At 60.7% G+C, this 20,622-nt stretch carries 23 protein-coding genes; 8 read left to right on the top strand and 15 right to left on the bottom strand.

What is annotated here, in order from left to right; translation table 11 throughout:
• The first annotated feature begins 2 nt into the window (after positions 1-2).
• Complete coding sequence (gene rsmA / locus ACSHXH_RS11115) at positions 3-836, top strand: 16S rRNA (adenine(1518)-N(6)/adenine(1519)-N(6))-dimethyltransferase RsmA (RefSeq protein WP_435671865.1); 834 nt, start codon at positions 3-5, stop codon at positions 834-836.
• A 58-nt stretch (positions 837-894) separates the two neighbouring features.
• On the opposite strand, the gene ACSHXH_RS11110 is transcribed toward rsmA, so the two are convergent.
• The 7 genes from ACSHXH_RS11110 to ACSHXH_RS11080 form a co-directional block, all read right to left on the bottom strand.
• Positions 895-1,497, bottom strand: a complete 603-nt coding sequence (locus ACSHXH_RS11110) for a DUF4167 domain-containing protein (RefSeq protein ID WP_435671864.1) — start codon at positions 1,495-1,497, stop codon at positions 895-897.
• Between the two features lie 206 nt (positions 1,498-1,703).
• On the bottom strand, positions 1,704-2,552 hold the full coding sequence (gene prmC, locus ACSHXH_RS11105; protein ID WP_435671863.1) for a peptide chain release factor N(5)-glutamine methyltransferase: 849 nt from the start codon (positions 2,550-2,552) through the stop codon (positions 1,704-1,706).
• The gene (gene prfA, locus ACSHXH_RS11100) at positions 2,549-3,598 is read right to left on the bottom strand and encodes a peptide chain release factor 1 (protein ID WP_435671862.1); all 1,050 of its coding nucleotides are present in this window, start codon (positions 3,596-3,598) and stop codon (positions 2,549-2,551) included. Before prfA ends, prmC begins: the two co-directional genes overlap by 4 nt.
• 158 nt (positions 3,599-3,756) lie before the next feature.
• A complete protein-coding gene (gene asd, locus ACSHXH_RS11095; RefSeq protein ID WP_435671861.1) occupies positions 3,757-4,656 on the bottom strand; it encodes an archaetidylserine decarboxylase in 900 nt (299 codons plus the stop codon).
• A gap of 85 nt (positions 4,657-4,741) precedes the next feature.
• On the bottom strand, positions 4,742-5,140 hold the full coding sequence (locus tag ACSHXH_RS11090; RefSeq protein WP_435672023.1) for a DUF1499 domain-containing protein: 399 nt from the start codon (positions 5,138-5,140) through the stop codon (positions 4,742-4,744).
• 63 nt (positions 5,141-5,203) lie between these two features.
• Positions 5,204-6,166, bottom strand: coding sequence for an agmatinase (gene speB / locus ACSHXH_RS11085; RefSeq protein WP_435671860.1), 963 nt, complete (start codon positions 6,164-6,166; stop codon positions 5,204-5,206).
• Positions 6,167-6,169: 3 nt separating this feature from the next.
• The gene (locus tag ACSHXH_RS11080; RefSeq protein WP_435671859.1) at positions 6,170-7,330 is read right to left on the bottom strand and encodes a M20 aminoacylase family protein; all 1,161 of its coding nucleotides are present in this window, start codon (positions 7,328-7,330) and stop codon (positions 6,170-6,172) included.
• A 63-nt stretch (positions 7,331-7,393) separates the two neighbouring features.
• Between ACSHXH_RS11080 and mazG the strand changes: the two genes are divergently transcribed.
• Positions 7,394-8,215 carry a nucleoside triphosphate pyrophosphohydrolase gene (gene mazG, locus ACSHXH_RS11075; protein WP_435671858.1) on the top strand — a complete coding sequence of 274 codons (822 nt, stop codon included), beginning with the start codon at positions 7,394-7,396 and terminating at the stop codon, positions 8,213-8,215.
• Positions 8,216-8,254: 39 nt separating this feature from the next.
• Here mazG and ACSHXH_RS11070 read toward each other — a convergent pair whose 3' ends face one another.
• The 3 genes from ACSHXH_RS11070 to fabD all read right to left on the bottom strand — a co-directional run bounded on the left by ACSHXH_RS11070 (position 8,255) and on the right by fabD (position 10,518).
• The gene (locus tag ACSHXH_RS11070; protein ID WP_085631956.1) at positions 8,255-8,488 is read right to left on the bottom strand and encodes an acyl carrier protein; all 234 of its coding nucleotides are present in this window, start codon (positions 8,486-8,488) and stop codon (positions 8,255-8,257) included.
• A 267-nt stretch (positions 8,489-8,755) separates the two neighbouring features.
• Positions 8,756-9,493, bottom strand: coding sequence for a 3-oxoacyl-ACP reductase FabG (gene fabG, locus ACSHXH_RS11065; protein WP_435671857.1), 738 nt, complete (start codon positions 9,491-9,493; stop codon positions 8,756-8,758).
• Positions 9,494-9,582: 89 nt separating this feature from the next.
• The gene (gene fabD, locus ACSHXH_RS11060; protein ID WP_435671856.1) at positions 9,583-10,518 is read right to left on the bottom strand and encodes an ACP S-malonyltransferase; all 936 of its coding nucleotides are present in this window, start codon (positions 10,516-10,518) and stop codon (positions 9,583-9,585) included.
• Positions 10,519-10,670: 152 nt separating this feature from the next.
• Between fabD and ACSHXH_RS11055 the strand changes: the two genes are divergently transcribed.
• On the top strand, positions 10,671-11,879 hold the full coding sequence (locus ACSHXH_RS11055; RefSeq protein WP_435671855.1) for a cytochrome b/b6 domain-containing protein: 1,209 nt from the start codon (positions 10,671-10,673) through the stop codon (positions 11,877-11,879).
• Positions 11,880-11,950: 71 nt separating this feature from the next.
• On the opposite strand, the gene ACSHXH_RS11050 is transcribed toward ACSHXH_RS11055, so the two are convergent.
• Both ACSHXH_RS11050 and ACSHXH_RS11045 read right to left on the bottom strand, forming a co-directional pair.
• Positions 11,951-12,523 (bottom strand): YceI family protein, encoded by a 573-nt coding sequence (locus ACSHXH_RS11050; RefSeq protein ID WP_435671854.1) that lies wholly within the window; start codon positions 12,521-12,523, stop codon positions 11,951-11,953.
• 101 nt (positions 12,524-12,624) lie between these two features.
• On the bottom strand, positions 12,625-12,828 hold the full coding sequence (locus tag ACSHXH_RS11045; RefSeq protein ID WP_435671853.1) for a hypothetical protein: 204 nt from the start codon (positions 12,826-12,828) through the stop codon (positions 12,625-12,627).
• 295 nt (positions 12,829-13,123) lie between these two features.
• Between ACSHXH_RS11045 and rpsF the strand changes: the two genes are divergently transcribed.
• The 4 genes from rpsF (at position 13,124) to ACSHXH_RS11025 (ending at position 16,026) form a co-directional block, all read left to right on the top strand.
• On the top strand, positions 13,124-13,516 hold the full coding sequence (rpsF, locus tag ACSHXH_RS11040) for a 30S ribosomal protein S6 (RefSeq protein WP_435671852.1): 393 nt from the start codon (positions 13,124-13,126) through the stop codon (positions 13,514-13,516).
• A 25-nt stretch (positions 13,517-13,541) separates the two neighbouring features.
• On the top strand, positions 13,542-13,769 hold the full coding sequence (gene rpsR / locus ACSHXH_RS11035) for a 30S ribosomal protein S18 (protein ID WP_026756163.1): 228 nt from the start codon (positions 13,542-13,544) through the stop codon (positions 13,767-13,769).
• A 12-nt stretch (positions 13,770-13,781) separates the two neighbouring features.
• Complete coding sequence (rplI, locus tag ACSHXH_RS11030) at positions 13,782-14,408, top strand: 50S ribosomal protein L9 (RefSeq protein ID WP_435671851.1); 627 nt, start codon at positions 13,782-13,784, stop codon at positions 14,406-14,408.
• A 475-nt stretch (positions 14,409-14,883) separates the two neighbouring features.
• Positions 14,884-16,026: a mandelate racemase/muconate lactonizing enzyme family protein gene (locus tag ACSHXH_RS11025; protein ID WP_435671850.1), complete on the top strand. Its 1,143-nt coding sequence runs from the start codon at positions 14,884-14,886 to the stop codon at positions 16,024-16,026.
• A 144-nt stretch (positions 16,027-16,170) separates the two neighbouring features.
• Here the strand turns inward: ACSHXH_RS11025 and tig are convergent, their stop codons facing one another.
• Positions 16,171-17,502, bottom strand: coding sequence for a trigger factor (gene tig, locus ACSHXH_RS11020; protein WP_435672022.1), 1,332 nt, complete (start codon positions 17,500-17,502; stop codon positions 16,171-16,173).
• A gap of 109 nt (positions 17,503-17,611) precedes the next feature.
• Entirely contained in the window at positions 17,612-18,571 is a 960-nt protein-coding gene (locus tag ACSHXH_RS11015) for a methyltransferase domain-containing protein (protein WP_435671849.1), read from the bottom strand.
• A gap of 486 nt (positions 18,572-19,057) precedes the next feature.
• Between ACSHXH_RS11015 and ACSHXH_RS11010 the strand changes: the two genes are divergently transcribed.
• Positions 19,058-20,206, top strand: coding sequence for a tyrosine-type recombinase/integrase (locus ACSHXH_RS11010; protein WP_435671848.1), 1,149 nt, complete (start codon positions 19,058-19,060; stop codon positions 20,204-20,206).
• A 39-nt stretch (positions 20,207-20,245) separates the two neighbouring features.
• Here ACSHXH_RS11010 and ACSHXH_RS11005 read toward each other — a convergent pair.
• On the bottom strand, positions 20,246-20,622 hold a 377-nt coding region (locus ACSHXH_RS11005), incomplete at its 5' end, for a conjugal transfer protein TraD (RefSeq protein ID WP_435671847.1).

Genomic DNA, 20,622 nt, shown 5'->3' with positions numbered 1-20,622 from the left:
CCTTGGCAATTGATACCCTTCCCCCCCTGCGCGATGTGATCGCGACACACGGGCTCAGCGCGCGCAAAGCGTTGGGCCAGAATTTTCTTCTGGACCTGAATCTGACGTCCAAGATCGCGCGGCAGGCGGGCGATTTGACAGGCACGGATGTGCTTGAGGTCGGCCCCGGCCCCGGCGGTCTGACGCGCGGTCTGTTGGCCGAAGGCGCGCGCAGGGTGCTTGCGGTTGAGAAAGACCCCCGCTGCCTGCCTGCCTTGGCCGAGATTGCCGACGCCTATCCGGGCCGGTTGGAGGTCGTCGAGGGCGACGCGCTGTCGGTCGATGCGCTGGCGCGATTAACGCCGCCCATCGCGATCTGTGCCAACCTGCCCTACAATGTCGGAACCGAGTTGCTGGTGCGCTGGCTGACGCCGCCGACATGGCCGCCGGTCTGGGACACACTGACCCTGATGTTCCAAAAAGAAGTTGCAGAGCGGATCGTGGCGAAACCGGGGGACAAACCGTACGGGCGATTGGCGGTGCTGGCGCAATGGCGCTGTGATGCGCATATCGCCATGCATTTGCCGCCCGAAGCCTTCACACCGCCGCCAAAGGTCAGCTCTGCTGTGGTGCATCTGCGCGCCCTGCCCGCGCCCCGGTTCGAGGCCGATCCGAAAGTGCTGGAACGGGTGGTCGCCGCCGCCTTCAACCAGCGCCGCAAGATGTTGCGAGCGTCGCTCAAGGGGCTGTCGCCCGAAATCGAAGATCACCTCAACGCCGTCGGTATCGCGCCCACCGAACGCGCAGAGCGGGTATCGGTCGAAGGGTTCTGCGCCTTGGCGCGGCAATTGGCCTAGCGATTTTGGGGCATGGGTGGTGGGCATGACATTGCCCACCCTACGCGGTGACGCATGCCTACTCGGCAGCGTCCGGTGTTTTCTGCTCGGGCTGGGTCTCGGCCTGAGGTTCCGGCTTTTTCCGAGGTTTGCGCGGCGCGCGCGGTTTCTTAGGCTTTTCTTCGGCCTTGGCCTCGGGTGTTTCAACAAGGCCGCTATCACCACCATCATCGCCTGCCGTTTCCAGAATATCCGGCTGCGGCGCATGGGCCGGGTCGGACTGGGGCTGGTTCTGATTGTTGTTCTGATTGTGATTGTGCGATGCCTGTGACGGCTGCTGATCCTGATCAGGCCGGTTGCCCCGATCCGAATCCCGCTGCTGCTGGCGATCACGGTTTTCCCGCTCCTGCTGTTCGCGGCGGGCATCTTGTTCGCGCTGCGCTTCACTGAGCAGGCGCATGTAATGTTCTGCGTGCTGCTGGAAGTTTTCCGCATTCACGCGGTCATTGCTCAGCTGAGCATCGCGCGCAAGCTGGTTGTATTTGTCGATGATCTGTTGCGGAGTTCCGCGCACCTTGCCTTCGGGGCCAGAGCTGTCGAACACACGGTTGACGACATTTCCGACAGTATTCGGGCGGCTGCGGTTGTTCTTATTCCGCGAACGTTTGTTTGAAGAACGCATTTGTAACTTTCCAGCCTTCTTTCAGCTGTTACTGCGATTGCTGTGTGCGCTTTGTGCGCGGGACTTGTGCAATGGCATCCATGTGTGGGCTTACGATCGCGCGAGAGGGGTGTGAACCTGCCTCGACCGCTGCAATATGTCTGAGTAACCATGTCCACCCGCTGCTGACAAGTCTAAATTGCCCAATATGTTTCGGATTTTACAGTTCAGCGTTTGGTGTGTTGCGTCAACACGCCGATGACAACCCGATCGCGCCCGTCAAGGTCGGGTTGCGTGGTCACATCCGACAGACCTGCGGCGACAAACAGCGCTGCGACCGCCTGTGCTTGTGTCGGGCCGATTTCCACCATCAAATGCCCCTGCGGTGCAAGGTGCTCCGTCACATCGCGGGTGATGGCCCGGTAGGCGCCCAGCCCGTCGCCTTCGTCGGTCAGCGCCATGCGCGGCTCGTGCGTCAATTCGGGTGACAGCCCAGCCATTTCGGGCAGCGCGATATAGGGCGGGTTGGACACGATCAGATCAAATGTTGCGCCCTGCGGCACTGCGTTGAACCACGCGCCCTGGGCAAACTGCACCCGGCTCTCAAGCCCCAGCAGCGCCGCGTTCTGACGGGCCACGCGCACCGCATCCGCGCTCAGGTCAGTGGCCAGCGCAGTGGTTTCGGGGCGTTCAGCCAGAAGTGTCAGTGCGATGCATCCTGACCCGGTGCCAAGGTCAAGCACCCGCGAAAACGGAGGTTTGAGCGCCTCTTGGATCAGGATCTCGGTCTCGGGTCGGGGATCGAGCACATCGCCGGTCACGGTAAAATCACGGCCATAGAACGCCCGTGTGCCAATCAGGTGCGACACCGGCACACGTGCGGCGCGACGGCTGATCAGCGCGGCAAAGGCGGTTGCTTGATCGTCGGTGATCGGATCAGGCAGCACCAGCGTCAGCCGACCGGCAGGCAGGGCCAATGCATGCGCCAAAAGCCGTCTTGCATCGCGGGCCGGATCGTCGATCCCTGCGGCACGCAGACGGGCCACCGCTTGGGTCAACGCCTGAGTGCCCGTCATGCCCCCATCTCGGCCAGCATGGTGGCCTGCGCATCGGCGGTGAGCGCGTCGATGATATCGTCCAGATCGCCCGCCATCACGGCATCCAGCTTGTAGAGCGTAAAGCCAATGCGGTGGTCGGTCAGGCGGCCTTGCGGGAAGTTATAGGTGCGGATGCGTTCGGATCGGTCGCCCGTCCCAACCTGTGACTTGCGGTTGGCCGAGCGTTCGTCATCGGCCTTTTGCCGCTCCATATCGAACAGACGCGTGCGCAACACCTGCATCGCGATCTCGCGGTTGCGGTGTTGGGATTTCTCGGAACTGGTGACGACGATGCCGCTGGGAATATGGGTGATCCGCACCGCCGAATCGGTGGTGTTGACGTGCTGTCCGCCCGCGCCGGAACTGCGCATGGTGTCGATGCGCAGGTCGTTGGCGTTGATCTGGATGTCCACATCCTCGGCCTCGGGCAGAACGGCCACGGTGGCGGCAGAGGTGTGGATGCGCCCACCGGATTCCGTTTCGGGGACACGCTGCACGCGGTGCACACCGGATTCGTATTTGAGCCGGGCAAACACGCCTGATCCGGTGATATGGGCCACAACTTCCTTGATGCCACCGATCTCGGTGGATTGTTCTTCGATGATCTCGAACCGCCAGCCCCGCGCCTCGGAGTAGCGCTGGTACATGCGTAAGAGGTCACCCGCAAACAGCGCTGCCTCTTCGCCGCCGGTGCCGGGACGGATTTCCAGCATCGCAGGCCGGGCATCCGCCTTGTCGCGCGGCAGAAGTGCGAGTTGCAGCATGCGTTCCACCTCGGGCAGGCGCGACTTGAGACCGGGCAATTCGTCCTGCGCCAGTTCGCGCATTTCGGGATCATCCAGCATCGCTTCGGCATCACGGATGTCGGCGCGGACCTGTTTCCATTCGGCGATCTGTTCCACCACGGGCCGCAGGTCGGAATATTCCTTGCGCAAAGTCGCAATATCGCCGGACCCTGCGGCCATCTGGGCCTCAAGATATTCAAAACGCGATGTGATCTGATGCAGGCGGTCTTCGGGGATCATGCGGTTCTGTCGGACATCACAAGCGGACCGTCAATAGGATGTTACAGTTTACAGCGGATTTGGCGCGCGGCACGGGCGGATGGACGCAGATGTCCTGCGCGTGTCTCGGCAGTGTATGCGCCATCCCCATCTTTACAGCCGCTGTGTCAAAACAGACATCAGGCGCCCGATATTCTGGCAATGGTTTGCCCGACCTTCACAAGCGTTTCCTTGCCCGCGGCACTGTTGTCGATCAGATCCTGACTGAAATTCACCTTGCCCGCTTCGAAGACCAGAACGATGGTGGACCCCCCAAATTTGAAGTATCCTTTCTCGTCCATCTTCCCGACCTCGCCGGACGACTGGGTGTTAACGATACTGCCCACGCCAAAAGCCCCAACTTCGACAAAGCAGACCGTGCCTGCGTTTTCGGTGTCCATCAGGGTGTAGCTGCGTTTGTTTTCGCCAAAAACATCGGGTCCGCTGCCCAGAGCGATTGGATTCACGGAATGAAGTGCACCGCTGATGTCTTTGCTGTCCGTGATCCTGCCCGCGCAGGGAAAGTGGTAGCGATGGTAATCCGCTGGACATAGCCGGACAATCGCAAGCGCGCCGTTGACGTACCTGTCCGATACATCGGGAAGCATCTTGTGTATGGAAAACCGAGACCCTTTGACCGGGACAAAAATATCCTGTTGCAAGCTTGGAAAAACAAGCACGCGGCCATCAGCAGGCGAGACGATATCATTATCGTCGGTGCTAAAGGGGCGGGATTCGGGCTTTAGGTGGCGGATAAAGAAGTCATTGAAAGACTTGAAGGAGTCTGTGGTCTCAAGAAATTCGGTTTCGTCGATCCCGAGGTCTTTGATCGCGGGCGCAATCTTGCCCCTCGACAGCGCGGAATCGTACCAAAGCCCCATGATTTTGCTGACGATGGTCGATCTGAACAAGAGGCGTTCGAGGACGTTGGAGGTCGAATCCTGATACGCCCATCGGATGTATTTCTCACCCAGGATAACTTCTTCGAATTCGGTTCCCGTGTCCCTGTCGACGACACGGATCGGCGCGGTATCAGCCATTCTGTCCCCTATACCCAACCTTACTGACCTAGCCCTTTGCCGCCTCGATCTGATCACGGCTTGGGGCCCGGTCCAGCACGCCGCCTCAGCCGCCCAACCGCGCCAGCCAGCCATCCACACGTGCCTTGTTCACGCCCATGTCGGATTGGCCAAAGCGCAGACGCGCGTGCAATTCCAGCACGCTGTCGTTGCGCATGACAGTGGTGTAATCGGGAAAGCCCATCCACTGCGACCGGGTGATGTAGGTGACCTTGCCCTCTTCGACGCTTCCCGCAAGCACCTCGGTGCGCGGGGTCGCAAGAATGATGCGTTCCAGCGCGGCAAAGGTGCCGTCCTGGGCCGGGATGCGCCGCCGCACGCCGCCGGCAAGGTCTTGTTCTGCGGTCACTTTGGGATCGACATGCCACACGGTCGGATCTGACGGGGCCAGACGCACCCACGCCAATCCCCCGACCACGATCAACACCAAAGCCCAGAAAATCATTTTCACGACGCCCTTATCCTTGTTTCAAGGAGCACCTTGCCCATCGGTCACGCGTACTGAACATCAGGCGCGGCGGGTCCAACCCCAAAGCGACAGAATCTCTGTCGCCACATGCGCGCCTGCAATCGCTGTTGCCCCCGTAGTATCGAATGGCGGGCTGACTTCAACCACGTCGCCGCCCATCAATTCGATCCCGGCGATATTTCGCAAGATCACCGCCATGTCGGCGCTGGACGGCCCACCCCAGACAGGGGTGCCGGTGCCGGGTGCAAAGGCCGGGTCCAGACAATCAATGTCAAAGGTCAGGTAGGTCGGGTAATCCTTTAGGATTTCACAGATTTGGTCTGCCACGGCCTCGGGTCCGATGCGGTGCATCTCGCGCGCATCGATGATGTTGAACCCCAACGTGTCGGGGTTGTCGGTGCGAATACCCACCTGCACCGACCGGCTCGGGTCTACCAGCCCCAGCTTGACCGCCTTATACAAAAACGTCCCGTGGTCGATCCGTTCCATATCATCGTCTGCCCAGGTGTCGGTATGGGCGTCGAATTGCAACAAGGACAGCGGGCCGTATTTCTCGGCATAGGCTTCCAGGATCGGCAGGGTGATGAAGTGATCGCCCCCCAGCGTCACCGTCGCGGTGTCGGTCGCCAGAATGGCTGCGATGTGGTTTTTCAGCGTTTCGGGAAATTCAGACACCTTGGCATAGTCGAAGGCCAGATCGCCGTAGTCGGCAATCGCAAATTCTTCGAGCACGTTATACCCCCAGCCATAGGGCATGTCATAGGGCTGAAGGCTGGAGGCTTCGCGGATCGCGCGCGGACCAAAGCGGGTGCCGGGGCGGTGCGTCACCGCCTGATCGAAAGGCACGCCGGTGATGGCAACATCCACCCCTGTCAGGTCCTTGGTATATTTGCGCCGCAAAAACGACGTCGCCCCGGCAAAGGCATTCTCGAAACTGCCGCCGCGCAGGTCGGTGCGGGTGAACGCGTGGTCGATCTGGGTTTTCGCGTCTTCAAGGGCCATGGCTTACACTCCGTGTCGGGTCTCAATCAGGCGGGCAAAGAATGACGCGCCAATGGTGGCCACGTCATCGTTGAAATTGAACGCCGGATGGTGGCAGGACGGCCCAATCCCCTGGCCCAGCATCAGGTAACTGCCGGGGCGCGCCTCAAGCATATACGAGAAATCCTCGGCTCCCATTTCAGGGCTGCGGTCATCGACAACATTGGATGTGCCCACAATCTCTTGGGCGATCTTGACCGCGAACCGGGTTTGGTCGGCGTGGTTGATGGTGGCGGGATAGTTGCGCACATAGTCGAGCTTGGCCACAACGCCGTAGCTGGTCGCCTGCCCTGCGACGATCTCGTGAAAGCGGCGTTCCACCAGATCGCGCAGATCGGGGTCAAAGCTGCGCACCGTGCCGGCCAGCCGCATGGTTTCGGGGATCACGTTGGTGGCGCTGCCGGTCTGAACGATGGTCAAAGACACCACCAGCGGCAGGCGCGGATCAGCATTGCGCGACGGGATCGTGTGCAACGCCTGCCCGATGGCCAGCCCGCAAGGCACCGGATCAAGTGTGGTATGCGGGAACGCGCCATGCCCCCCTTTGCCGGTGATGGTGATCTCGAAGTCATCCACCGCCGCCATGATCGGTCCCGGACAGGTATTGAACGTGCCTGCGTCGGTGAACGGATCGGTGTGCAGGGCATAGACCTCCTGGATGCCAAACCGTTCCATGATGCCCTCTTCGACCATGATGCGCGCGCCGCCCACGGTTTCCTCGGCCGGTTGAAAGATCAACGCCACGATGCCTTTGAAATTCCGCGTCTCGGCCAGATAGCGCGCAGCCCCAAGCAGCATCGTCGTGTGGCCGTCATGGCCGCAGGCATGCATCTTTCCGGGAACGGTCGACGCATAGTCGACCCCCGTGGTCTCTTCGATGGGCAGCGCATCCATATCGGCGCGCAGGCCGGTGACCGGCCCGTCGCCCTGCCCGTGAATCAGGGCAACAACACCAGATTGCGCGATCCCTTCGTGGATCTCGTCGACGCCGAACTCTCTCAGGCGCGCCACCACAAACGCCGCGGTTTCATGACAATCAAGGCTTAGTTCGGGATGCATGTGCAAATGCCGCCGCCACGCGGTCATGTCCTCTGCGTAATCCCCGATCCGGTTGATGATGGCCATGTCTGGACTCCCTCGCGCTGATACCGCATCCCTGCATGTAATCCCGAAGCACAGAGGCCCGCAATGTCCGATGACCTGATCCACACCCCCAAAGGCGGCATGCCCCGCCTGCTTGAGATCATGCGCCGCCTGCGCGACCCGGACACGGGCTGTCCATGGGACATTGCACAGGATTTCGCATCCATCGCGCCCTACACGATTGAAGAGGCCTATGAGGTCGCCGACGCAATTGAACGCGAAGCCTGGGGCGAGTTGAAGGGCGAATTGGGTGATCTGCTGCTTCAATCGGTCTACCACACCCAGATGGCCGAAGAGGCCGGCATGTTCAGCTTTGATGACGTGGCCAACGCCATTTCCGACAAGATGGTGGCGCGGCACCCGCATGTGTTTGGCGACGAAAGCCGGGACAAATCCGCCGAACAACAGGTGCTGGACTGGGAACAGATCAAGGCGTCGGAGCGCGCGGGGAAGCAAGAGACCGGGGTGCTGGACGGGGTTGCCAAGGGCCTGCCCGCCCTGACCCGCGCGATCAAACTTCAGAACCGCGCGGCACGGGTCGGGTTTGACTGGCCAACCACGGACGAGGTTCTGGACAAGATTGTCGAAGAAGCACAAGAGGTGCGAGACGCCAAGACCCCCGAACACCAGTTCGAGGAATTCGGGGATCTGCTGTTCGTGGTGACAAATCTGGCCCGTCACATGGGGATCGACCCCGAGGCAGCCCTGCGCGCAGCGAATGCGAAGTTCACCCGACGGTTTGAAAGCATCGAGGCGGCGCTTGCGGCACAGGACAAAACGCCCGCCGACAGTGATCTTGCCGAAATGGACGCGCTTTGGGATGCGGCGAAGGCGGTGGAGAAAGCCCAAACAAAAAACGCGCCCTGAACCAGAGCGCGTTTTCGTAAAACGTGACGTTCGAGGCGCTTACTGCGCTTCGTTGATGAACTTCACCGCGTCGCCAAACGTCTGGATGGTTTCGGCGGCGTCATCCGGGATCTCGATGCCGAACTCTTCTTCGAATGCCATGACCAGCTCAACGGTGTCGAGGCTGTCAGCGCCGAGATCGTCGATAAAGGACGCATTCTCAACAACTTTGTCCTCTTCCACACCAAGGTGCTCGACAACAATCTTCTTAACGCGATCTGCGACGTCGCTCATGTTTTCTTCCTCACAGTTTCGTCGGCGCGGTGGCCGGGTTAGCCCTCGCCCGGGCGGAATGGATCGTGCCCTTGCGGGCGGCGGTTTGCGTCCTGCTAAAGCCGCGGAAGACCAAAGGTTCCCTTGAAAAGGGTTGGCCCAAAACCTGCGCCGCTATAGCACATGGGACCGGGATGGCAAACGCTTTCAATGCAAAGACCATGCGGGGAATTTACACGCGTTTTCAGCAGTTTCTGCACCTGCAAAGCATGTCTTTCCCCTATGAAATCAGAGCATTGCCATACCCCCATTGACGTGCAGCGTGGTGCCGGTGACATAGGCCGCCTCAACGCTCGACAGATAAAGCACGGCGGCCGCGATCTCTTCGGGGGTGCCCATGCGACCAGTGGGAATCTGTGTCAGGATCGCCGATTTCTGATCCTCTGTCAGCTTGTCGGTCATGGCGGTTTCGATGAAACCGGGGGCCACAGCGTTCACGGTGATGCCGCGCGACGCCACTTCGTAGGCCAAGGATTTGGACATGCCCACCATGCCCGCCTTGGCCGCGGCATAGTTGCCCTGACCGGGATTGCCGGTGGCCCCGACGACGGACGAAATATTCACGATCCGCCCCCAACGCGCTTTCATCATCCCGCGCAGCACGCCTTTGCACAGCTTGAAGGTGGCGGTCAGGTTCACGTCAATCACCGACTGCCATTCATCGTCGGACATACGCATGAACAGGTTGTCACGCGTGATGCCAGCGTTGTTCACGAGGATATCCAAGCCGCCCATCGCCTCTGCGGCCTGTTTTGGGAGGGCCGTCACGGCCTCGGGATCGCTCAGGTTACAGGGCAGGACATGGGCGCGGTCGCCGAGGCTGGCCGCCAAAGCGGCGAGCGGTTCGGTCCGAGTACCAGACAGACCAACCGTGGCCCCTGCTGCGTGAAGGGCACGGGCGATCTCGCCGCCAATGCCACCCGATGCGCCGGTTACCAGCGCGGTTTTGCCTGTCAGATCGAACATGTCTTGGTCCTCTTCATTCCGTTTTAACCAGCGGTGCTCAGAATCTTCGTACGAAGATTCTTGGGGCTGGTCATAAAATTCTGGGTGCCTCAGGCGGCTTGGGTCGCCGCCTGCACATCCTCTGCCGTTCCAACAGCGCGCGTGACAGCGGTCCTGTCGATGCGGCGCACCATCCCGATCAGCGCTTTTCCTGCCCCGATTTCCCAGAATTCACCGACACCCTGATCCACCATCCAGTTCACGGATTCGCGCCAGCGCACAGCCCCGGTGATCTGCTCGGCCAACAGGCGACGGATCAGGTCAGGCGACGACACCGCCTCGGCCAGCACATTTGCCACAACCGGCACAACGGGTGCGGTGATCTGCACATCGGCGAGCGCGGCTTGCATCGCCTCGGCAGCCGGGGCCATCAGCGCGCAATGGAACGGCGCGCTTACCGGCAAAAGAACGGCGCGTTTCGCACCGGCCTCTTTGGCCAGATCGACGGCGCGTTCCACCGCCGCCTTGTGCCCCGAAACAACGACTTGTCCCGGATCATTGTCATTGGCCGCTGCGCAGACATCCCCCTGCGCCGCCGCATCTGCCACCTTGCGCACGTCCTCAAGCCCCAGCCCAAGGATCGCCGCCATCGCGCCAACCCCCACCGGCACCGCGTCTTGCATGGCCGTGCCGCGCGCCCGCAACAGCCGCGCCGCGTCGGACACCGACAGCGCCCCGGCTGCGGTCAGCGCGGAATATTCCCCCAGCGAATGGCCAGCCACATAGGACGCCGAGGTCACGGCAACGCCTTCCGCCTCCAATGCGCGCATCGCGGCAAGAGACGTGGCCATCAGCGCAGGCTGCGCGTTTGCCGTCAGGGTCAACGTGTCAATGTCACCGTCCCAAATCAACGCGCTGAGCTTTTCGCCCAAAGCGTCATCGACTTCCTCGAACACGGCGCGCGCGGTGGGATAGGTCTCGGCCAGATCGCGTCCCATCCCGATGGTTTGCGCCCCTTGTCCGGGAAATAGAAAAGCTCGGCTCATGACATGTCTCCACCTTTGGTCGGGACAAGCCATTACAACTGGCGCACAGATGACGCAATGTTGCTGCACGATTTCTGTGCGCTGGTGAAGATTGCGCCTGCGCATCGCTGGGATAGCTGTGGATCAGACATATCTGAATTCGGAGCCTTCCCATGCCCGCCACCCTTGCACCCACACAATACGGTGCCATCACCAAGACATTTCACTGGCTGACCGCCCTCGGCATCGTGGCCGTGATCCCATTGGGCATCATTGCAAATGACATGCCATACGACACCGCAGAACAGCTTGCCGACAAGGCGCGGCTGTTTTCGCTGCACAAGACGATTGGCGTCAGCCTGTTTTTCGTGGCGCTTGCGCGCATCACATGGGCCATCAGTCAACCCAAACCCGCACCCTTACATCCGGACCGCAAAGCCGAAACCCTGCTGGCCGAGATCGTGCATTGGCTGCTCTACGGGTCTTTGGTGCTGGTGCCTCTGTCGGGCTGGGTGCATCATGCCGCCACCGAAGGGTTTGCACCGATCTGGTGGCCGTTCGGGCAAAACCTGCCGCTGGTGCCCGAAAGCCTGATCCTGTCAGAATTCGCTGCCGGGATGCACATCGTGTTTGAACGCGTGCTGATCGTGTCGCTGGTCCTTCACATTGCGGGGGCCGTCAAACATGCGGTGATCGACAAGGACGACACGCTCGCCCGCATGCTGCCACGAGGCCGCGTGACAACAGCCGCCCCTACCCGCCCTGCGCACAGCCTTCTGCCGCCGGTATTTGCCACCGTCGTCTGGGCCGCAGCGCTTGGCGTGGGCAGCCTGTTTGGCGTCTACAGCAAATCCAACGCTCTGGCCGCCCAAGCGCCTGCCTTGGAGCAGGTGCAAAGCGATTGGGTCGTCCAAAGCGGTACGCTGGGCATCACGGTGGGCCAGATGGGCGCGGATGTGTCGGGGTCTTTTGAGGACTGGACCGCGTCGATCAGCTTTGATGACACAATTGCGGACGGCATCGCCGGGACTGTGGATGTCGAGATCGCAATCACGTCCCTGACGCTTGGATCGGTGACGCAACAGGCGATGGGCGCAGATTACTTTGCCAGCGCTGACTTCCCGACCGCCCGTTTCAGCGCCGAGATCCGCACCACAGATACCGGCCATGTGGCAGACGGCATGCTGACACTGCGCGGGGTTGCAGTGCCGGTCACCCTGCCCTTTGACCTGATGCTGGACGGCGATGTGGCACAGATGCAGGGCAGCACGGTTCTGGACCGCCGTCGCTTTGGAATTGGCACAGGCATGACCGACGAAAGCCAGCTGGCTTTTGAGGTAGGGATCAACGTTGACCTGACAGCAGACCGCAGCGGGCAGTAACAGCACCGTGCAAGACACAAAAAAACCCCGGGCGCATGGCCCGGGGTTTTTCATCGACCAGATCAGAAAGATCAGTTGGCCTTCATCGCCTCGATCGAGATCTGCACCTCGACCTCGTCACTGACGAATGGGGCAAAGTTGCCAACGTCGAAATCACTGCGCAGCAGGGTCGTCGTCGCGTCGAATCCAGCCCATGGCTTGGCTTCCATCGGGTGATCGTTCGCCTGGTTCAGGGTGGCGGCCAAGATGACCGGCTTGGTGATGCCGTTCAATGTCAGATCGCCTGTGATGTTTGCAGTTGTCTCGCCCGTCACCTCAATCGCGGTAGACGCAAACGTGACCATTTCATCCTCAGCCGCGCCAAAGAAATCCGCCGACATAAAGTGCTCAAACCGGCCTTCCCAGCCTGTGAACATCGACCGCACCGGGAAAGACACGGTCACGGATGAATTGGCGGGGTCTGCCTGATCAAAGGCGATTTCGCCCTCAAACCCCGAGAACATGCCCCAAGTGGTCGAATATCCAAGGTGGTTGTAGGAAAAGAGGATCTGGCTGTGGCTGGCGTCCAGCGTATAGGCTTCGGGTTCCGCCTGTGCGGCGAATGGCAGGGCAACAAGTGCTGCGGCAAGAAGTGTCTTTTTCATGGGTCTGTCCTGTGTGAAAATTCCGATGATCCCTAAATCGTCGTGAATCCGCGCAACCTCAATTGGACGAAACTCAACAGAGTCTGTGTCGGAATGAACAGTCAGCGCCGCGCAAAGCACAACCCCGCCAAACCCATCAGCACGACAGACAGGCCCAGCCCCATGATCCGCGCCTCGGCAACCGCACCATGCACCGCGATCCAGATGCCCGGTATCGCAATCAGACAGGCAATGCCGACAATGCGCCACACCAAACGACCAAGCGAGTGTGCGTCCTTGGTATAGCTCTCATCATAATGAACCATTTCACCTCTTTCCGGCCGCGATCGCTGCGGCCTTGGACTGTTTACCTTTGCGAAACAGTCTGTTCAGACAATCCGCCGAATTCGGGGCACACGCCGCGCGTCACCAAGGTAAGTTCTGGGCACGATTGTGACGCCGCCCGCAAACCCGCACCACGATGCTTGATCCCCCGACCAATCCGTGTATACGGGCGCTTCCTTTCGCGGATCGATTTTTACCGCGCAGTCTCTCGTGGGCAGGTGCGAAAGGACTCGGACCCTGTCCTTTGAAATGCGCCAGAACAGAAACGGAGTTCACATGCCGCTATACGAGCATGTTTTTATCTCGCGTCAGGATTTGTCCAACGCGCAGGCTGAAGGCCTCATCGAACATTTCGGCACAGTCCTTGCAGACAACGGCGGCAAGCTGTTGGAGCATGAGTACTGGGGCGTCAAAACGATGGCCTACAAGATCAACAAGAACCGCAAGGGCCACTACGCCTATCTGCGCACCGATGCACCGGCGACGGCGATCCAGGAAATGGAACGGCTGATGCGCCTGCATGATGACGTGATGCGTCTGCTGACCATCAAGGTCGACGCGCACGAAGACGGACCCTCGGTTCAAATGCAGAAACGCGACGAGCGCGGAGATCGTGGTGATCGCGGCGACCGTGGTGATCGTGGCGAACGCCGCGAACGTCGCAATTGATCGCCTGAAGAAAGGACGCTAAACCATGGCTACGAAACCATTTTTCCGCCGTCGTAAGGTGTGCCCCTTCTCGGGCGACAACGCACCCAAAATCGACTACAAAGACACCAAGCTGCTGCAACGCTACATCTCTGAGCGTGGCAAGATCGTGCCGTCGCGCATCACAGCCGTGTCCGCAAAGAAACAGCGTGAGCTGGCCCGTGCGATCAAGCGCGCCCGCTTCCTCGCCCTGCTGCCCTACGCAGTGAAGTAAGGAGAGACTGACATGCAAGTTATCCTTCTGGAACGCGTGGCCAAGCTTGGCCAGATGGGCGACGTCGTTGACGTAAAGCCCGGATTCGCGCGCAACTACCTGCTGTTGCAGGGCAAGGCACTGACCGCCTCGAAAGAGAACATCGCGTCCTTCGAGGGCCGCAAAGCCCAGCTCGAAGCACAGAACCTTGAGACCCGCAAAGAAGCCGAAGCGATGGCCGACAAGCTGGGTGGACAGCAGTTCCTCGTGATTCGTCAGGCGTCTGACGGCGGCAACCTCTACGGCTCTGTCACCACCCGTGACGCGGCTGACGTGGCCACCGAAGAGGGCTTCACCCTCGACCGCAAGCAGGTCATCATCCGCAAGCCGATCAAGGTTCTTGGCCTGCATGACGTTGAGGTGCACCTGCACCCCGAGGTTATGGTCACCATCGAACTGAACGTCGCGCGCTCTCCCGAAGAAGCCGAACTTCAGGCCTCCGGCAAGTCCATTCAGGAACTCGCCGCCGAGGAAGAAGCACAGGCCGATTTCGAGATCGCGGAACTGTTCGACGACATCGGTGCAGCCGCATCCGAAGACGACGATCAGGACGGTGGCGCACAAGCGCGCGCCGACGACGAGACCAAGTCGGAAGACTAAGCGCCTATTCAATAGGACTGCGAAAAGCCCCGCCCGTTTGGCGGGGCTTTTTTGTTGGCGCATACCCGCCCCCATTGCCGCCACCATGACGCGGGCCAGACAAGACACCGCACGCTCCGTTTGCCGCGCGTTAACCCATCCGCCCGATACCCCTCAGCATTGGATCCGATACCCGTTGCCCCTTTTGGCGCAACACCCCAGGCGACTACCCTCTCTCTGCGGACGCTATGTGTGCGTTCAGACCATGAGAGATGCATCTCACAGGCCCCTCGGGGCACAGGTTCGGAGCGGTTCAACCGCTCTGCACGGGGGAGAGGATGTCCACCCAACTCAGGTGACGTCACCTCTTTTTCAGGGCCAAAAACAGCGCAAACCATCCTCCTCGGGCCAAACCCAAGGACTCTGACAAAAGGATCACACGACCTTACCCACAGACCCGCTTGCAAAAGCGGGCGCGTCCTGCTGTGCTGGTTCCATGACCATCACCCTCACACGCATCACCGTGTCCGCCTACCGCGTTCCCATCACATCGCCGGTGGCCACGTCCTTTGGAGTCATGACGAACCGTCCCGCGGTGTTTGTCCGCCTTGAGGACCAGGACGGCACGTTTGGCTGGGGGGAGATTTTCGCCAACTGGCCCGCCGCCGGGGCCGAGCACCGCGCGCGGCTGGTGGTCGAAGACATGGCCGATCTGCTCTTGGACCAAAGCTTTGACAGCGCACCGGACCTCTTTGCAACGCTGACCCGCAACACCCATATCCGCGCCCTGCAATGCGGCGAATGGGGCCCGTTCCGTCAGGTGATTGCCGGGCTGGATACCGCCATGACCGATCTTGCGGCACGCCGCGCTGATCTCTCCGTCGCGCGCTTCCTGTCGCCCGATGCGGCCACCTCGGTGCCGTGCTATGCCAGCGGTATCGCCATCGCCCAAGCCGCCGACCAGATTGCCCAAAGCCGCGATGCCGGGTTTCGGACCTTCAAGGTCAAGATCGGCTTTGACATGACCCGCGACACGGGACTGTTGACCCAGATCCTCCGCGACCTGCCCCCTTCCGAGACCCTGTGCGCCGATGCCAACCAGGCGTGGGCGTTGGCCGAGGCACAGGCGTTTCTTGCGGCCTGTCCCGACATGCACCTTGGCTGGCTCGAAGAACCCCTGCCCGCCGATGCCCCGCAAGCCGATTGGCGCGCGTTGGCTGCCATGTCGCATATCCCGCTCGCGGGCGGTGAAAACATCACCGGCAGCGACGGGTTCGGAGACGCGATCGCCTCGGACGTTTTTGGCGTGTTGCAACCCGACATCGCCAAATGGGGTGGGTTCAGCGGGAGCTGGCCAGTGGCGCAGGCCATCCGCAAAGCCGGTTTGCGCTTTTGTCCCCATTTCCTGGGTGGAGGCATCGGCCTGATTGCCTCTGCGCATCTCCTGGCCGCTGCGGGCGGCGACGGGGTGCTGGAAGTCGACGTGAACCCCAATCCGCTGCGCGATGCGTTTGATCCGTGGCAGGGCGCTGCAAATCGCGGTCATATGTCCGTCTCCAACGCCCCCGGCCTTGGAATCACCGATCTGCCCGCAGAGATCACGGATTTCACGACAACCACCCACGACCTGCACCACTAAGCTATCGCGCCGCGGTCCTCAAAGTCTCAGTTCCAAAATATCCTGGGCGAGTCTTGCACCCTGTCCGGGACAAGAGGCAGAGCCCCAAACAAAAAAGACCGCCCCGAAGGGCGGCCTCTTGATCTCGATGAACGTGTGAAGAGTTTACTCTTCGTCCAGCGCCTCAACGGCCTTCTGGAGATCGTCTTTTGACACCTCCGTCTCGGTCACGGTTGCCAGCGATGCGACGTGGTCAACAACCTTGTCTTCAAAGATAGGTGCACGCAATTGCTGCTGCATCTGCTGGTTTTGACGCACAAAATCAAAGAACGCACGTTCCTGACCGGGATACTGACGCGCCTGGTTCATGATCGCCTGTGTCATCTCGGCGTCGGTCACTTCGACCTCGGCTTTCTGACCCAGCTCGGCCAGCAACAGACCCAGCTTCACGCGGCGCAGGGCAAGCTTTGTGTGCTCTTCTGTGGGTTCCACCTCGGGATGGTCATGGCCCTCAACCTCGGGGTTTTCCTCGTGCCACAGCTGATGCGCGATCTGCTTGGCTTCGGCCTCAACCAGCGATGGCGGCAGATCGACAGAGACCTTGACGTCCAACTGGTCCAGCAGCCCGCGCTTCATTACCTGACGCGCAGCGCCGGTGTACTCGGCCTCCAGACGCTCGGCGATCTGAGATTTCAGAGCGGCCAGATCCTCGGCACCGAACTTGGTTGCAAGCTCGTCATTGATCTCGGCCGCGACAGGTTCTTTCACAGCCTTGATCACGCATTCGAACACAGCCGCTTTGCCAGCCAGGTTTTCCGCGCCGTATTCTTCGGGGAAAGACACTTCGACGTTCTTTTCGTCGCCTTCCTTCACGCCGACCAACTGCTCTTCAAAACCGGGGATGAACGATCCCGACCCCAGAACCAGCGGGTAATCTTCGGCGGCACCGCCTTCGAACGCTTCGCCATCAACCTTACCAAGGAAATCGATCACAACCTGATCGCCGTCCTTGGATTTTGAGCCTTTTTTGCGATCTTTGAAATCCTGCGCCGTCTCGGCAAGGTTTGCCAAAGCTTCGTCGACTTCCGCGTCGCCTGCCTTGACCACCATCTTTTCGAGGGTCAGCGTCGACAGATCGACTTCAGGCATCTCGGGCAGCTTTTCATAAGACATGTCGACCTGAATGTCGTCACCCTCTTTCCAGTCGTCATTGGTCATCTTGACCTCAGGCTGGAGCGCCGGACGATCGCCGCTGTCCTCGAAGTGCTTGGCCATCGCGCCGTCGATGGTTTCCTGCATGGCTTCGCCCAAGAGGCGCTGGCCATACTGCTTTTTCAAAAGCGGCATCGGCACCTTGCCTTTGCGGAAACCCTTCATCTCGATGTCGGGCTGCGCTTCTTTAAGCTTTTCATTGACCTTCGCGTCCAGTTCGGCCGCCGAAACGGTGATCGAATAGCTGCGCTTGAGGCCTTCATTGAGAGTTTCGGTGACCTGCATGTCGTCCTTGTCCATTGCATAGGGGCCGCAGAGGCGTCCGCGGCGGTCAAAATCCACCGCGTCTTAGTGGGGCGGTGGCAGCGGTGCAAGCGCGAAATGCAGGCCCGCCTCAGGCGTCAGCAGGAAGATGGGCCTCACCGTCGCGCTGTTGTGGCGCGGCCCCGCCGGGCGCGCGTGCGACCACGCAAAATCCCCGCACCTCTACGCCCCGGTCCGTGCGCAACGCCACGTCCCGCAGATCAACCGCACCAAACCCGGCGGCGTTCATCAAGTCCTGCACATAGCCGCGCCCATGGGCAAAGCGCCGGGTCTCGCGCAGCGTCACATCGCAGCGGTCCGTGGATTCCACGGTGAAAATGAAAACGCCACCCGGAGCAAGGCTGGCCACACACCACCCCACAATCCGTTCAAGCGCCCCGAGGTAATTGAACACATCGGCCGCCACGATCACATCGTAGCGAGCGGGTTCAAGCGGCAGGTTTTGTATGTCGTCTTTGGCAAGGTGGTCATAAAGCCCCTTGGCCTGCGCCTCGTCCAGCATGGGCTGCGACAGGTCCACGCCTGTCAGATGCGCGCAATATGGACGCAAGACCGGCCCGATCAATCCGGTGCCACAGCCCAGATCTAGCGCCCGCGCCACCGGGGCCGGAACGTTTATAGCCAAGCCATCAGCGATAAGGGCCGGCCCCTGATAATCGAGACCGTTCAACAAGGACGCCTCAAATCGCGGGGCGTATTGGTCAAATAACATTTCGACAAAGGCCGGGGGCATGCTGTCACTCAGCGGCTCGTCGCGCAACAGATCGCGTCGCAAGCCTGCGCCAAACGGATCGTCGGGTGCCACGGCCACTGCCTGCCCCCAAGCCTGCGCCGCGCCGGTCAGATCGCCCGCGCGTTCGAGATATTCGCCAAGCCGGAACCATCCCGCGCCCCAGCCCGGCACAATTTCAAGCGCGCCGCGCATGACCTCCACCGCTGCATCCAGATCGCCCAAATAAGCAAGGGTTTCCGCAAATTCCGCACGCCGGTCGACATGCAGATCGCCGGACGCAAATAGCTTTGCCGCCATGTTCGTTTGTCCAAAGGGCCCGCTCATTTGCCTGGAACTCCAGACCACGCGACGGGCAACACGCCACACCGGTCCCCCGGTGCCTGCGCGGGCGTTAGCGGTCTGCCGCCGGGTCTGTCAACGGGTTTGATGGGTCCGGCGCACGGTGTGTGATGGCGAGACCGCAGGGACACGTCTCGGGATGGGTCTCAGCAAGGTGCGGTTGCACGTCCAAACCCCAGTTTGCATCGGTATTTCGATATAGGAGCTGGAAGTGGTGCGGGTGAGAGGACAAACCTCGAACCACACCGGCCTCAAGTAGCCGAAGGCGGTAGGCCAAACAATAATGGTGCGGGTGAAGAACACCGGGCAGTCTTCCCAGAGCATCTCCTATCGCCCCACAACTATCTGATAAAATTAGATGAAGTCTATACCCGCGTCCTCCTGCGTCTTGCGTAATCTCAGCAGATCCTATAGCTTCTTGGGGATAATTTGGGGGATATTTTCTTGGGAAACCTAACAGCCCTGTTCATCAAATCCGCTCCGCCCGGCAAGTACGAGGATGGTCACGGCCTGCGCCTGATCAAGCGCGCGGACGGCGGCGGGCAATGGGTGTTTCGGTATACCTTCCTGGGTCGCCGCCGGGAGATGGGGTTGGGTGGTCTCATCAGCCTCCCCCTGAAGGATGCGCGCGAGATGGCCAGTGACTACCGGACGATGGTGGCCAAAGGCGTTGATCCAATCGAGTATCGCCGCAAAGAGCGTAAAGCGGCGATACGGGGCCGTCATCTTTTGCGCGACATCGCGCGGGATGCGTTTGAGAGCCGCAAGGCCTACCTCAAGGGCGATGGGATCGCAGGTCGCTGGTTCAGCCCGTTGCAGCTTCACGTGCTGCCCAAGCTTGGGCGCATGCCGGTGACCGAGGTCTCCCAAGTCGATGTCCGGGACGCACTCGAGCCGATCTGGCACGCGAAGGCCGCAACGGCCAAGAAGGCTGCAGACCGCCTGAAGATCGTCCTCGATCATGCAGCTGCTTTGGGCCTTGATGTCGACCTGCAAGCAGTTGCCAAAGCGAAGCAACTTTTGGGTCGGCAGCGGCATGAAACGACGTCGATCCCGAGTATGCCGTGGGGCGAGGTTCCGGACTTTTACGCGTCCCTTGAGGAGCCGACGGTCACACATCTGGCGCTTCGTTTGCTTATCCTAACAGGATTGCGCTCTGCCCCTGTGCGGTTGGCGCGACTGGACGAGATCAACGGCGATATCTGGACAATCCCTGCAGAGAACATGAAGGCTCGGGTTGGCGTTGGAGAGGATTTTCGCGTGCCCCTTAGCGATGAGGCTTTGCGCGTCATTGAATTTGCGCGCGCCTATGAGCGGGATGGGTATCTGTTTCCATCTGTTCGCAATAGCGTCATCAGCGATGCAACCATGTCTCGCATGATGGAGCGCAGAGGATTAGAGGCGCGTCCGCATGGGTTCAGAACCAGCCTGCGGACATGGCTTGCGGAGGAAACGACCGCGCCGCATGAAGTCGCGGAAACCGTTCTCGCACACGCAGCAGACAGCAAAATTGTGAGAACCTACAGGCGGACTGACTTCATGGATCAGCGGCGGCCATTGATGGAGCGGTGGGCAGAGCACTGCACCGGTTGAGGCCCACGAAAGTGGAACGAACCGCTGACCTCTGGACCACTACTGATCGGACGGCACATCACTTTCCCGGTCCGCCTCAAACCCCGCCTTCCCCATCCTCCTCCAGATTTCCCGCGCACGGTCCCCTTCGTCGCTATCATGCTTCGCGGCGATCCACAGAAGCGCGCCGTAGATCAGGGTCCGGTCGTCGCCGGTGAGGTCCACGATCCCGGCTTTGACGACGAGGCCACCGAGTTCGATCAGATGCCGGGTGCGTTTGCGGCGCTCGGCCTGCCAGTTGCGCATGTCATGCCGCGCCTTTGTTGCCTGATGGCGGTGACGTGCGGCCCGATTGCGCCGGATTGGACCTGTCGCGGTTTGGTGCCGCTCCTTTGATAGCATAATGTGCAGCAAAGGAGACGAACTATGGGCACGGG

It is taken from the genome of Marivita sp. (assembly GCF_051251565.1).
Lineage (GTDB): Bacteria > Pseudomonadota > Alphaproteobacteria > Rhodobacterales > Rhodobacteraceae > Marivita.
Note: the sequence above shows the minus strand (reverse complement) of the source record. Positions and strands in the feature narration are given on the sequence as shown.